Annotated in this window: 16 protein-coding genes; 14 read left to right on the top strand and 2 right to left on the bottom strand. The window is 35.7% G+C overall.

The window, feature by feature from the left end; translation table 11 throughout:
- Positions 1–370: 370 nt before the first annotated feature.
- Positions 371–1,096 (bottom strand): rhomboid family intramembrane serine protease, encoded by a 726-nt coding sequence (locus NSQ89_RS20775; protein ID WP_047944184.1) that lies wholly within the window; start codon positions 1,094–1,096, stop codon positions 371–373.
- Positions 1,097–1,205: 109 nt separating this feature from the next.
- Here NSQ89_RS20775 and acpS point away from each other — a divergent pair, with 109 nt between their 5' ends.
- The 13 genes from acpS (at position 1,206) to NSQ89_RS20710 (ending at position 12,160) form a co-directional block, all read left to right on the top strand.
- Positions 1,206–1,556, top strand: a complete 351-nt coding sequence (gene acpS, locus NSQ89_RS20770; RefSeq protein ID WP_144580905.1) for a holo-ACP synthase — start codon at positions 1,206–1,208, stop codon at positions 1,554–1,556.
- Positions 1,557–1,874: 318 nt separating this feature from the next.
- On the top strand, positions 1,875–2,885 hold the full coding sequence (locus NSQ89_RS20765) for a LolA family protein (RefSeq protein ID WP_341133239.1): 1,011 nt from the start codon (positions 1,875–1,877) through the stop codon (positions 2,883–2,885).
- 153 nt (positions 2,886–3,038) lie between these two features.
- The gene (gene alr, locus NSQ89_RS20760) at positions 3,039–4,196 is read left to right on the top strand and encodes an alanine racemase (protein WP_047944181.1); all 1,158 of its coding nucleotides are present in this window, start codon (positions 3,039–3,041) and stop codon (positions 4,194–4,196) included.
- A 336-nt stretch (positions 4,197–4,532) separates the two neighbouring features.
- A complete protein-coding gene (locus NSQ89_RS20755; RefSeq protein ID WP_047944180.1) occupies positions 4,533–4,814 on the top strand; it encodes a CopG family ribbon-helix-helix protein in 282 nt (93 codons plus the stop codon).
- Positions 4,815–4,818: 4 nt separating this feature from the next.
- Entirely contained in the window at positions 4,819–5,169 is a 351-nt protein-coding gene (gene ndoA, locus NSQ89_RS20750; protein WP_016201246.1) for a type II toxin-antitoxin system endoribonuclease NdoA, read from the top strand.
- A gap of 527 nt (positions 5,170–5,696) precedes the next feature.
- Positions 5,697–6,062 (top strand): STAS domain-containing protein, encoded by a 366-nt coding sequence (locus NSQ89_RS20745; RefSeq protein ID WP_047944178.1) that lies wholly within the window; start codon positions 5,697–5,699, stop codon positions 6,060–6,062.
- A gap of 3 nt (positions 6,063–6,065) precedes the next feature.
- Positions 6,066–6,467, top strand: coding sequence for an anti-sigma regulatory factor (locus NSQ89_RS20740; RefSeq protein WP_047944177.1), 402 nt, complete (start codon positions 6,066–6,068; stop codon positions 6,465–6,467).
- Positions 6,468–6,478: 11 nt separating this feature from the next.
- Complete coding sequence (locus NSQ89_RS20735) at positions 6,479–7,489, top strand: PP2C family protein-serine/threonine phosphatase (protein WP_047944176.1); 1,011 nt, start codon at positions 6,479–6,481, stop codon at positions 7,487–7,489.
- Between the two features lie 55 nt (positions 7,490–7,544).
- The gene (locus NSQ89_RS20730) at positions 7,545–7,877 is read left to right on the top strand and encodes an anti-sigma factor antagonist (protein WP_047944175.1); all 333 of its coding nucleotides are present in this window, start codon (positions 7,545–7,547) and stop codon (positions 7,875–7,877) included.
- A complete protein-coding gene (rsbW, locus tag NSQ89_RS20725) occupies positions 7,874–8,344 on the top strand; it encodes an anti-sigma B factor RsbW (RefSeq protein ID WP_047944173.1) in 471 nt (156 codons plus the stop codon). The genes NSQ89_RS20730 and rsbW overlap by 4 nt, the downstream gene beginning before the upstream one ends.
- Entirely contained in the window at positions 8,322–9,119 is a 798-nt protein-coding gene (gene sigB / locus NSQ89_RS20720; RefSeq protein ID WP_047944172.1) for an RNA polymerase sigma factor SigB, read from the top strand. The genes rsbW and sigB overlap by 23 nt, the downstream gene beginning before the upstream one ends.
- Positions 9,116–9,712, top strand: coding sequence for a PP2C family serine/threonine-protein phosphatase (locus NSQ89_RS20715; protein ID WP_047944171.1), 597 nt, complete (start codon positions 9,116–9,118; stop codon positions 9,710–9,712). Before sigB ends, NSQ89_RS20715 begins: the two co-directional genes overlap by 4 nt.
- A gap of 258 nt (positions 9,713–9,970) precedes the next feature.
- Positions 9,971–12,160 carry a Tex family protein gene (locus tag NSQ89_RS20710; protein ID WP_341133238.1) on the top strand — a complete coding sequence of 730 codons (2,190 nt, stop codon included), beginning with the start codon at positions 9,971–9,973 and terminating at the stop codon, positions 12,158–12,160.
- An 88-nt stretch (positions 12,161–12,248) separates the two neighbouring features.
- On the opposite strand, the gene cmpA is transcribed toward NSQ89_RS20710, so the two are convergent.
- Entirely contained in the window at positions 12,249–12,365 is a 117-nt protein-coding gene (cmpA, locus tag NSQ89_RS20705) for a cortex morphogenetic protein CmpA (protein WP_095258007.1), read from the bottom strand.
- Positions 12,366–12,586: 221 nt separating this feature from the next.
- On the opposite strand from cmpA, the gene NSQ89_RS20700 reads away from it, so the two are divergent.
- Positions 12,587–13,063 carry a SprT family protein gene (locus NSQ89_RS20700; RefSeq protein ID WP_047944169.1) on the top strand — a complete coding sequence of 159 codons (477 nt, stop codon included), beginning with the start codon at positions 12,587–12,589 and terminating at the stop codon, positions 13,061–13,063.
- The last annotated feature ends 4 nt before the right edge of the window (positions 13,064–13,067 follow it).

Genomic DNA, 13,067 nt, shown 5'->3' with positions numbered 1-13,067 from the left:
TCGGATAAAGCTAAATAGCCCAACAAGCTCTAATTTAGTAGTCAAATCAATTCGGTCTATCATTTTTTTCAAAAGAAAATAAAACGGAGCAAACTGAATACACGTACACTCCTATGGGAGCTGCGAGAAAGTCCGAGACCCTGCAGGATCATATGAGACGAAGCGGCTCGCCCCCATGGAAAGCGGAGTGTATTCAGTCTGCGGGTGATGACTACACACATTCTTTCTTAAAGTGAAATAAAAACTCCAAAACAAGTATACGAATTTATAAGATATATGTATACTTGTTCGGAGTTATATTTGGTCAAATTATTTATGTCTCATCTTGTTTTTGACAGAGACTGGGACAAAGCAATATATATAATGGTTATTATTGACTAACAAATCCTATAATGGCAAGACCGAAGATGATAATCCAAATGATAATAGATTTTGCTTCGGGCTTTTTTGTGCGGCGGAGCTGTTGTCGTAAATAATACCATTCTTCTTTATAACTGGTAAGTATCTTCTTTCCCTTTGATTCCGATAAACTTCCGACGATGACCCCTGTTAGAAATCCAAAAATATGGGCAACAATATTTATATTTGGCTGTAAAAAGGTCATGATTAAGCTAAGAACAGCAATGGTCGTAATAATTTGGGCGTTCCCTTGAGAAATAATGTCTTTTCGAAATACAACTAGACTAATATAATAGCCGAATAGACCAAATATTGCTCCACTAGAACCTAAGTGGACATAAGTAAGTGGTTCGATAAGAAGAGTGATAATATTTGCTGCGATACCAGTGACTAAGTAGATAAGGAGAAACTTAAATTTGCCAAGTATTCTTTCGAGTCCGGGTCCGAATAAGAAAATGCTGAAACTGTTAAATAGAAGATGGGCAAAACCTCCATGGATGAAAATAGGAGTGATTAATCGCCACCATTCTCCTTCTACTATATAAAGGTTAACACCCATCATAGTTTCTAATAAATATTTATTTGGAAAAATAGGAAGATTGGTTAATAAATAGAGAATTAGATGAATAAGTAAGATCATGGAAACGACAGGATAATACGTAATATACTCTTTAAAGCTTTCTCTTCTGGTAAACAACAGTATTTAATACCTCCTAAATAAAGCTTCTTTCTACCATAATAGCCAAAGAATAGGGAAAGATACAATATATTATGCTCACTATGAATAGAATAGAAGGAGTTGTCTTATGATTAAAGGCACGGGAATTGATATAACAGAAATAGACAGAATCGAATCTTTACTCCAAAGTAAGCCGAAGTTTGTGAAGCGCATTCTGACAGATACGGAAATGGAAAAATTTCAGCAGCTATCTGGGCATCGTAAATGTGAGTTTTTAGCAGGACGATTTGCAGCAAAAGAAGCATTTGCAAAAGCGCTAGGCACAGGGATTGGAGCGAACTTAAGCTTTTTGGATATTGAAATAGGATATGAGGAAAAAGGGAAGCCGTGTATTGTAAAGCCATTTTCAAAAGGAGTCCATTTATCTATAACTCATAGCAAACACTATGCCTTTGCCCAAGTTATTATTGAGGAATAAGGAGAGCGAGAGGGTTTTCATCGTTTTTCTTATTCTTTTGTTTGGGAGGGGGAATGGCAGGCTTTTTGAAGCGGGTCTGTTTTTGGTTTAGGCAAAGAGAAATAAACAGAAGAAATATCAACAAAAAGACTTATGATTTCAAGTAGCATATTCCCGAAGGTTGTCTCATATATTCATAGAGAAATAGGAGAGACAAGTATGGTTTCGCGGTTTCTAATAGGCAATTCCAAGAGAGAAGGAAGAGGAGTTTCTATTAGAAATGCTGTTTGCTTATTTTTCTCTCTTTCGACGTGAAATGAGAATAGGGGAGTTGAAAAAATGAACAAGAAGATTTGGTTGCTATTTGTAGGGCTAACGGTCATGCTTTTGTTAACTGCCTGCGGAACAAAATCGAAAGAAGATATTCTGACTGATTTAAAAGAAAAGGTCGAGACAAAGGGGTATAAAGCAGACGCCGAAATGACTCTCAAGATGGGAACAGAACCACAGACTTATGAAGTGGAAGTGTGGCATAAGGACCCAAGTTTTTATCGAGTGAATTTAAAGAATTCAGCAAAAAATCAGAGCCAGATGATTTTGAAAAATGAAGAAGGCGTCTATGTATTAACGCCAGCTTTAAACAAATCCTTTAAGTTTCAAAGTGAGTGGCCGGAAAATAGTAGTCAAGCTTATCTCTATGAGTCTTTAGTGAAGGATATTGAAGAAGATAAAGAGGTGAAATTTTCTGCTACAGATAAGCATTATGTTTTTGAAACAAAAACACGCTATCAGAATAATAAAATGCTTCCAACTCAAGAGATTGCCTTCAGTAAGAAGGATCTTTCTCCTGTCAGTGTAAAAGTAAAGGATGTAGAGGGAGTAGCATTGGTTACGGTGAAGTTTTCTAATGTGAAGTTTGATGTTTCCTTTGATAAAAAGGACTTTGATTTACAAAAGAGCATGACTGCGGCTAAGATGGTAATCCCGGTTATGGGAGAAATTGAAGACAAAGACTTTACTGTGAAATATCCTGAAGAACCATTAGAAGGAGTTAGCTTGGTAGAAGAGAAAAAAATGGCTTCTGAAAACGGGAATCGTGTAATCCTCACATATGATGGAGAAAAATCTTATACGATTATTCAAGAAAAAGCAGTAGTAGCACCAGCTACAGCAGGACCAATTGTTAGTAAGGGCGATCCAGTGGATTTAGGATTTACCATTGGAGAAGTTACAGATTCTAAAGTATCATGGACGTTTGAAGGCGTCGATTATACGATTGCATCAAGTGACTTAACTCGTGATGAATTAGTTACTGTTGCGCGCTCCGTACAAGGAGAGGCAATAAAATAAGTACTACTCAGGCAGCCTTCTACAGGGGGCTGTTTTTTTATGTGGAATAATTACTTCTTCTGCTAAACTTATAAGGATAGAATTGACAAGCGGATCAATCAGTAGAATAATTTAAGGAACAAGTTTGTTAATTAAAAAGGACGTGTGTGGATTTTGAATCAAGAAGATACCTTTTATCGAGATACATGGGTGGAAATTGATCTTGATGCTATTGCATATAATGTTGGTGAATTAAGAAAAAAATTACATCCAGAAAATAAGTTAATAGCAGTAGTAAAGGCAAATGGATATGGGCATGGAGCTCTGCAAATTGCCAGAACTGCTTTACGGTCTGGTGCGAATTACTTGGCTGTAGCATTTTTAGACGAAGCAATCAGTTTAAGAAAGCAAGGAATAACAGCACCGATTCTTGTACTTGGTGCAAGTAGACCGAGAGATGTCATGACAGCGATAAAATATAAAATAACTTTAACTGTTTATTATAAAGAATGGTTAGAAGAAGCTGTCCAATTTTTAAATAAGGATGCTTCATTAACGATTCATTTAAAGTTAGATACAGGTATGGGGAGAATTGGGTTTAGAAACGAGTTGGAAATTCAATCCGTAGAAGAATTGCTGGTAAAACACCCAAATATTGTAGTCGAGGGCATTTTTACTCATTTTGCGACAGCGGATGAAAAAAACTCTTCTTACTTTGAGAGCCAAATTCAACGCTTTAAGGAATTGCTCTCTTCTTTTACAAAACTGCCTGCAATTATACATTGTAGTAATAGTGCTGCGAGTCTTTTGCATCCTGATTTACAATATAATGCTGTGCGTTTCGGTATTTCGATGTATGGATTAACACCTTCTCTTGAAATTGAACAAGATTTACCTTATCCATTACAAGAAGCCTTTTCCTTGCGGACAAAATTAGTCCAAGTGAAAAAATTAAACAAGGGCGATAAAGTAAGTTATGGAGCGACTTATGAGGCAAAAGAAGAGGAATGGATAGGGACTTTACCAATCGGTTATGCAGACGGATGGTTACGTAAACTGCAAGGTCAAGAGGTTCTCGCTGAAGGAATAAGAGCGCCGATTGTAGGGAGAATTTGCATGGATCAATGTATGATAAGGCTGCCGTTTTATTTAGAGCCAGGAACAGAAATAACGCTAATTGGGAAGCAAAGGGATGCTGAAATCTCTGTGAATGAAATTGCTGCTAAACTAGAGACGATTAATTATGAAGTCACATGTATGATTTCTACAAGAGTCCCGCGGATTTTTAAACAAAATGGAAATGTCACAGAAACAGTAAATTTCTTAATCTAGAGGAAGACAAAGCAATGGTGGTTTCGGAATCTTGCTGCCAAATGAATATTTTAAACTCAAGATCAAATAAAAGTAATGGATAAGGAAATGACTGAATACATTAATTATGGTCACAGATACCATTTGAAGATCTATTTATATGAAAAATATGGAAGAACAGCTATTATTTTTGTGAATAATTTTCGTTTTTTCTATTCTTTCATGCATAAAAGGGATAATTTTTGGCGGATAATACAGTAGAATTGCTGAATGGACTTTGCAGAAACACTTATTAGTGGTATGATTAAAAAAAGCAGAGCTAAAAATGGTGTGTAGTGATGGTGGAGGTGTATGTTTGTGTCTGAATCTAGCACAACGACAGAGATCATGATAAAATTACCAAAGCATTTGTTAACTGAATTGGACGGCTTCGTTAAGCAGGAAAATGTTAATCGTAGTGAATTTATTTATCAAGCAACGAAAATGTATCTTCGCGAACGGAAAAAGAGACATATCCGCGAATCGATGAGACGAGGATATATGGAAATGGCTAAATTAAATTTATCCATTGCATCAGAAAGCTTTCTCGCAGAATACGAGGCAGAGCATACAGTAGAACGTCTTGTAAGCGGAGGGTAATCCTTTGATTGTCAAACGTGGTGACGTTTATTTTGCAGACCTATCCCCAGTTGTTGGTTCAGAGCAAGGCGGCGTCCGTCCTGTACTTGTCATTCAAAACGACATCGGGAATCGGTTCAGTCCCACAGTCATTATTGCAGCAATTACAGCTCAGATTCAAAAGGCTAAATTGCCGACTCATGTGGAAATTGATGCGAAGCGATATGGTTTTGAAAGAGATTCGGTAATTCTTTTAGAACAAATTCGTACGATAGATAAACAGAGGCTAACGGACAAAATTACTCATCTTGATGAGGAAATGATGGAAAAAGTCGATGAAGCTCTACAAATTAGTTTAGGTCTCATTGAATTTTAAGTATAATGCGCTCATTGAAGCGCTTTTTTTTATAACCCTAACTGCAACCTTTTTGTATGTAAAAAAGCTCGTATGTCAAACTAGAAAGAACCTCCTTATTTAGTAAGGAGGTTCTTTCTAGTTTGACAGGAAATAGTGAAGCATTATTTTTACTAAATAACAAAAAAATTTCTATAATAGGTTTGAAGGATAAGGAAAATGGGAATATAGAAAAGTCATCACCTATCTTTAGTAGAAGATGAATAAATTTTCAAGTGGAGAATATGCCCAAAAGTACCACTTGTTTTTCAATATACCCATTTTTGAAAATAAAAAGTCTCTGTTAATATGATAAAATGAAGGAAGTAACTCAGGAAAATATGGAGCAATCAAATTGGTGATTATGGATGGATTTTTTTATAATCTTTAGGTTTACCAAGTGAAGCTTCTTGCATTTATTTTAGATTTTCTTCCATCTAAATAGAGGATCCCTAACGCGGGATGGATAAGTGTGTAAAAAATATTAAAAGAAAGTTGGTTGGTTTTGGGTGAATAGAGTAAGAATACCAATATTAAAACTTTATGACTACTTACTAGTATCCATTCAATGGGAATTAGATGACCAAACAGCCCTTCAGTTTCAAGAGGATTTATTAAATAAAATCCATGAAACCAGTGCGAACGGGGTAGTTATTGATTTAACTTCTATTGATTTTATAGACTCATTTATTGCAAAAGTATTAGGTGATGTTATCGGTATGTCGAAGCTAATGGGGGCTAAGGTGGTACTGACAGGGATTCAGCCTGCTGTTGCCATCACCTTAGTAGAGCTAGGTATCAGTTTAAACGATGTTTTAACTGCCTTAGATCTAGAAAAAGGTTTGGAGAAATTACAACAGGAATTGGAGGACTGACCTATGGGAGACCAATCCTGTGTAAAAATCATAAATGAATGGGATATCGTTGCCGCTCGGCAATTAGGCAGAAACCTCGCCAAAGAGCTCGGCTTCGGTACCGTTGATCAAGCCCGTATAACTACAGCAATTAGTGAATTAGCAAGAAATATATATTTATATGCTGGTCAAGGACAGATTTGTATAGAAAAGCTTTTTGATAATGGGAAAGCTGGTTTAAAACTAATTGCGATGGATAGTGGTCCTGGAATTAAGGATATTAGACAAGTGATGCAAGATGGTTTTTCTACTTCTGGCGGGTTAGGAGCCGGATTGCCAGGTGTGAAACGTTTGATGGATGAGTTTGATATTAAAACCTCTATTGGCGATGGAACAGAAATCCAGGCGGTGAAGTGGCTAAGATAGGGGGGGAGATAATGGATTTCCGAGAAATGATGGAATCTAAATATCGAGATCTTCTTGTGAACTATATTAAAGATGAATCTGAACAAGCTCTTTATCAAGGGCAAAAGTTTAGTAGGAAATCAATTGAACAAAAAATATCACCAGAAGACATAATCAGTTTACATAAATCTATTCTGATGGATTTATATCCAGATATACCTGGATATGTAACAAAATCCTTCGATATACTTCTAGAGGTTATGATAGGCTATGGATTTGCTTATAGAGAACATCAAAGCTTGCGTCATGTTCAGCAAGAGTTAAGAAGCGAAATGGAAATAGCAGCAAATGTACAGCAAACATTATTAAGCACAGATATTCCAAAAGTCGATGGATTAGATATTGGGGCAATAAGTGTACCGGCTAAAATGATGAATGGCGATTATTATCACTTTGTTCATGATGATGATCAGATTATTAACATTGCCATTGCAGATGTGATAGGGAAGGGTATTCCTGCTGCTATGTGCATGTCGATGATTAAGTATGCGATGGACAGTCTTCCGGAAAATAGGAATAAACCAAGCAATGTTCTAGAAAATTTAAATAGGGTTGTAGAACAAAATGTAGATCCTAGTATGTTTATTACCATGTTTTACGGAGCATATGATGTGCTATCACATGTATTTCATTATGCGTCAGCTGGTCATGAGCCTGGCTTATATTATCAAGCGGAAACGAAACAGTTTAGTGAGCTGAAGACTAAGGGATTGTTGCTGGGTGTTGATAAAAGAACGAAATATCAGCAGTTTGAAAAGCAAATTTATCCAGGAGATATGATTGTTTTAATGTCAGATGGAGTAACCGAGTGTAGAACAAAGGAAGGCTTTATTGAAAAAGAAACGCTTCTTGGATACATAAGGAAACATATGCATTTAGATGCACAGAATATTGTAGAAAATGTCTTTAAGGAATTAGAAAAAATTCAAGATTTTCAATTACGTGATGATTTTACTTTAATTATTTTTAAAAGAGAAGTTTAATGGTACCTCCAATAGGGTATAAGACAATATCGTAATAATGTGAAGGTGGGTCGGGATGAATATCATAATAGATGTAAAAGAAAAAGAATTGGATGTAGAAGTTAAGGTTTCTGGTGAAATTGATGCGTATACTGCTCCGAAATTAAGGGAGCGGATTTATTCCTTCTCTGAGAAAAAAGGAATAAAAATGATAATAGATTTATCCGATGTAAATTATATGGATAGTACTGGTTTAGGTGTATTTGTAGGTATATTTAAGAATGTTCGAGCGAATAATGGTGAATTTAAGTTAGTAGGTCTATCAAGCCGCTTAATCAGATTGTTTGAAATAACCGGATTAGCAGACATTATAGACATAAATAGCAAGATAGAAGGTGGAATACAATGAGTCATTTTGAGTACATCGAAATGAAAATTCCTTCTAAACCAGAGTATGTTGGGATAATTCGCTTAACGTTGTCTGGGATTGCAAGCAGAATGGGCTTTAGCTACGATGAAATTGAAGACTTAAAGATAGCAACAAGTGAAGCCTGTACAAATGCTGTGCAACATGCGTATAAAAATAAAGACGCAGGAGAAGTTTTAGTTGGATTTCGATTATATAATGATCGATTAGAAGTCATTGTAGCCGATAATGGGAAAAGCTTTGACTTTCATTCCACTACAAAGGATCTGGGTCCGTATGAGCAGGATGAGTCGGTGGAATTTCTTCGTGAAGGAGGACTTGGCCTATACTTGATCGAAACATTAATGGATGAAGTCAAGATTCACCATAATAACGGGGTAACTGTTTTCATGACAAAATACCTCGAAGGAGAGCAGGTGGAGAGGGATGCAGAAACAATCTCAACCTAATCGCCATTTATCAAAAGAAGAAGTAAATGCTTTAATTAAAGACTTTCAAAGTACACAAAATGAGAAGGCGCAAGAAGCGCTTGTTATAAACTATCGCGATTTAGTAGAAATGCTGGCACGAAAGTATTCTAAAGGTAAAATGTTTCATGAGGATATCACACAGGTTGGAATCATTGGATTAATAGGGGCTATTCATCGCTATGATGAAAGCTTCGGAAAAAGTTTTGAAGCCTTTGCGGTTCCAACCATAATTGGAGAAATTAAACGGTTTTTAAGAGATAAAACTTGGAGTGTTCATGTACCCAGAAGAATAAAAGAGCTTGGTCCTAAAATAAAGAAGACGGTTGAGCAGCTTACTACCGATTTACAGCGTTCTCCAAAGGTGGATGAAATCGCCGATTATTTAGATGTATCTGAAGAAGAAGTGCTAGAAGCAATGGAAATGGGAAGAAGTTATCAAGCATTGTCTGTTGATCATTCGATTGAAGCAGATTCGGAAGGTGGAACTGTTACACTTCTAGATATTGTCGGAGATGTAGATCAAGGCTTTGAAAAAGTAAATCAAAAGTTAGTGCTGGAAAAAGTACTCCATGTACTAACAGAGAGAGAGAAGAGTATTATTCAATATACATACTTGGATAATCTTAGTCAGAAGGAAGCTGGAGAGAAGCTGGGGATTTCTCAGATGCATGTTTCTAGGCTTCAGAGAAGAGCAATCAAAAAGCTGCAAGAAGCAATTCAGGCGGAGACCAGTAATTCGGAGTTTATCTTATGAATGAGTTGAAAGACAATAATGTTCATGTGCTTTCCTATCAGACTAGCAAGAAAGGGAAAACCCTTTGTGGAGATAGTTTCTTTTATACATCAACGGATGAATACTTTGTTTGTGTATTAGCAGATGGACTTGGCAGCGGCGAATATGCAAACGAGGCATCCGTTGCAGTTACGGAGATAATTAAAGAAAACCATGGGAAGTCTGTAGATGAATTAATGGAACTATCGAATAATGTTCTAGTCAAGAAAAGAGGAGCTGCTGTTTGTGTTTTTAAAATAAACTATGCTTCTAAGACAATTGTTTACAGTTGTGTAGGCAACATACGATTCTTTCTTTATTCTCCTTCAGGTAAACTGACATATCCACTCCCAGTAACGGGGTATTTATCAGGAAGGCCTCAACATTATCATACACAACGTTTTACTTTTGAAAATCATGCTAAATTTCTTGTTTTTTCCGATGGATTTAATATTCAAGGAATTAAAAATTTGCTAAGAGGATATTTGCCTATTAGGTCCATAGCAGATGATATTATTGGGAAATATAATAATTCTAACGATGATTCTACTTTTATACTAGGAAGCTTACTTTGAAAAGTAAGCTTTTTTTTGTTCAAAATGAAAGTTCATTCATTTAGCCGTATCCTTTGCTTCGATAGTGAAACCTATAAGCTAGTAAAATAGAAAGAGAAAGGAGGGGATGGAATTTCCTTTATGTTGATAATATGTTTTCCAAGAACCTTTTGATAAAATAGAGATAGATCAAAATAAAAGGTATTACTTCCAAGTATAAAGAGAATGGAATAATAATTTACGTGATGTTCGACGGATCTAGAAAGGATAGTGAGTGTTATGGAGAAGGCTTTGGAACAGGAAAAAGGACAGAACTATTTAGCGATTATAGCAAAAGAACAGAGTGTATCAATTAAACAAGTGAAAAGCGTTATTACATTAATAGAAGATGGAAATACGGTTCCTTTTATTGCTAGATATAGAAAGGAACAAACAGGGGCACTAGATGAGGTGCAAATAAAAGATATCATTGATCGGTATACATATATTCAAAACTTAGCACAACGAAAAGAAGAAGTTATTCGTTTAATTGAGGAACAGGGGAAGCTCACAGAAGAGCTGCATAACAACATTATAAAGGCAATTAAGCTACAAGAAGTAGAAGATTTATATCGTCCGTATAAACAAAAGCGTCGAACAAAAGCAACCATTGCAAAAGAAAAAGGGCTGGAGCCTTTTGCAGAATGGTTAATTAGTAAAGAAAAGAAAAACTCTTTAGAAGAAGAAGCAAATAAATACATCTCGGAGGAAAAAGAAGTCTTATCCATTGAGGATGCAATTAATGGAGCGAAAGATATATTGGCAGAACAGATATCAGATGATGCAGAGAGCAGAAAATGGATAAGAAATAAGACAATGCTTACTGGGAAAATTCAGTCTAGCGCTAAAAAGGTAGAGAAGGATGAAAAAAATATTTATGAAATGTATTATGAATATGAAGAACCAGTAAATAAAATTGTCCCTCATCGAACTTTAGCTTTAAATAGAGGTGAAAAAGAAGATATTTTAAAAGTAGCCATCGTTGCTCCGATAGAAGTAATTACTGAATACTTGGAGAAAAAGTGGTTAACAAATGCCCAATCCCCTGAAGGATTAATCATAAAAGAAGCTATTGATGATGGCTATAAACGTCTTATTCAGCCATCCATCGAAAGGGAAATAAGAAATGAGTTAACTGAGAAAGCGGAAGAACAGGCAATACACATTTTCTCAGAGAATCTTCGCAATCTATTATTACAGCCACCCCTAAAGGGGAAAATGGTTCTTGGAGTGGATCCAGCATATCGGACAGGCTGTAAGTTAGCGGTAGTAGATGAAACAGGAAAAGTATTAGAAATAGGGGTTATCTATCCTCATCCGCCTGTATCTAAAGCAGCAGAAGCAAAAGCGAAGTTCCAAGAAATCCTAGATCGATATGATATTGAAATGGTTGCAGTAGGTAATGGTACTGCTTCAAGAGAAACGGAACAATTTGTAGCAGATATGCTAAAAAAGCAAAATAAAGAAATCTATTATTTAATAGTGAATGAAGCGGGAGCGAGTGTATATTCTGCTTCAGAAATTGCTAGAGAAGAGTTCCCGGATTTCCAAGTAGAAGAAAGAAGTGCTGTATCGATAGCGAGAAGACTGCAAGATCCGCTTGCTGAATTGGTTAAAATTGATCCAAAATCCGTTGGAGTTGGTCAATATCAACATGATGTATCTCAAAAAAAATTAGCAGAATCATTGCACTTTGTAGTAGAAACAGCAGTTAACCAAGTTGGGGTTAATGTAAATACAGCATCTCCTTCTTTGTTACAATATGTTGCAGGTCTTTCCAAAGCGGTTGCTAATAATATCGTAAAGAAACGAGAAGAAGAAGGGAAATTCATAAGTCGAAAACAATTAAAGAAGATACCGCGCTTAGGTGCAAAAACATATGAACAGGCAATTGGGTTCCTACGTGTATTGGATGGAGAGGAGCCTTTAGATAGAACGGGCATACATCCAGAGCATTACGATGAAGTAAAAAAACTCTTATCTACATTAGGATTTAAAACAAAAGATATCGGTACTACAGCTTTAAGGGAAGCATTAACAAATGTTAATCTGAAGGAAAGTGCACAGGAACTTAATATAGGGGAATTAACGCTAAAGGATATTATTGAGGCATTAGTTCGTCCATCCCGAGATCCACGTGACGATTTAGCTGCACCATTATTAAGAAAAGATGTATTGAAACTAGAGGATCTGCAAACGGGCATGGAACTACAAGGAACGGTGCGAAATGTAGTTGATTTTGGGGCGTTTATAGATATTGGTGTAAAGCAAGATGGCTTGGTCCATATTTCGAAGCTAAGCAATAAGTTTGTTAAGCATCCCCTTGATATAGTAGGTGTGGGAGATGTTGTTACTGTTTGGGTAGACAGCGTCGACCATAACAAAGGAAGAGTTGCACTAACGATGCTAAATCCAAAAGAAGAAAAATAGCAATAAAAAGAAGCCTGCGTTGATGGAAGAGATAACGCAGGTATTCTTAGTTTATAAAGAGAAAGTGAGTTCATTTTATAATGAGAAGTTAATTAGCAGTATTTTTGCGGCAATAGTAATACCAGCATTGATTCAACAGCTTGACTTGATAGCTATTTTTTTCATAGAAAGCTTTTTTGATTTGGTTTTGTAACCAATTAGGCATTATATTCACTCCTTGTTTTTTGATTTTGGCTAGCTAAAAAAAGATAAATTTGCTTTAGCCTTTCATGCCGATAACTAAAAAAGGTAGAAAATTGCCTAGTTTAAGGTGAGATTATAGAATTATCAATTTAACATAATTACATGATTGTGTACGTTTTAGTAAGTTATAAAACTATTGTATGCTATAATAGTTTGTCTTGTTGAGGAGGAATGAGCGGTACGATGACAAATGAGGAATTGCAAAAGTTAGTGGAGAATATATCGTGGGATTACTTTAAAAGAAGTTTTGAGCACAAGGCAATTTTTAATCCGCGATTAAGAACCACTGGTGGAAGATATTTGTTAAGCACTCATAATATTGAAATCAATAAAACATATTATGATCTGATGGGTTTGGATGAATTAGTAGGGATTATAAAACATGAATTATGTCATTATCATCTTCATTTATTAAACAAAGGATATCAGCACAAGGATGCCGATTTTAAATCTCTTCTAAAAATGGTAGGTGGTCCAAGATATTGTTCACCGTTACCAGTTGAAAGTAAGAGAGGGAAATCGAAGAAAATACTTATTTACTCTTGTGTTTCCTGTAAACAGCAATATACGAGAAGAAAAAGAATGGATATAAAAAAGTATGTTTGTGGGAAATGTAAGGGAAGATTAAAATTAGAAGAAGTGATTCAGATGGATAAGTAATGAA

Source organism: Niallia sp. FSL R7-0648 (assembly GCF_038007005.1).
Classification (GTDB): Bacteria; Bacillota; Bacilli; order Bacillales; family Cytobacillaceae; genus Niallia; species Niallia circulans.
This window is presented reverse-complemented; position numbering and strand designations above follow the sequence as displayed.

Coding starts and splice junctions, on each gene's coding strand:
- cmpA (WP_095258007.1), bottom strand. CDS start 12,365: ATGCCTAATTGGTTACAAAACCAAATCAAAAAAGCTTTCTATGAAAAA.
- sigB (WP_047944172.1), top strand. CDS start 8,322: ATGCAGAAACAATCTCAACCTAATCGCCATTTATCAAAAGAAGAAGTA.
- NSQ89_RS20715 (WP_047944171.1), top strand. CDS start 9,116: ATGAATGAGTTGAAAGACAATAATGTTCATGTGCTTTCCTATCAGACT.
- NSQ89_RS20740 (WP_047944177.1), top strand. CDS start 6,066: ATGGGAGACCAATCCTGTGTAAAAATCATAAATGAATGGGATATCGTT.
- NSQ89_RS20700 (WP_047944169.1), top strand. CDS start 12,587: ATGACAAATGAGGAATTGCAAAAGTTAGTGGAGAATATATCGTGGGAT.
- acpS (WP_144580905.1), top strand. CDS start 1,206: ATGATTAAAGGCACGGGAATTGATATAACAGAAATAGACAGAATCGAA.
- NSQ89_RS20735 (WP_047944176.1), top strand. CDS start 6,479: ATGGATTTCCGAGAAATGATGGAATCTAAATATCGAGATCTTCTTGTG.
- NSQ89_RS20710 (WP_341133238.1), top strand. CDS start 9,971: ATGGAGAAGGCTTTGGAACAGGAAAAAGGACAGAACTATTTAGCGATT.
- rsbW (WP_047944173.1), top strand. CDS start 7,874: ATGAGTCATTTTGAGTACATCGAAATGAAAATTCCTTCTAAACCAGAG.
- NSQ89_RS20730 (WP_047944175.1), top strand. CDS start 7,545: ATGAATATCATAATAGATGTAAAAGAAAAAGAATTGGATGTAGAAGTT.
- NSQ89_RS20765 (WP_341133239.1), top strand. CDS start 1,875: ATGAACAAGAAGATTTGGTTGCTATTTGTAGGGCTAACGGTCATGCTT.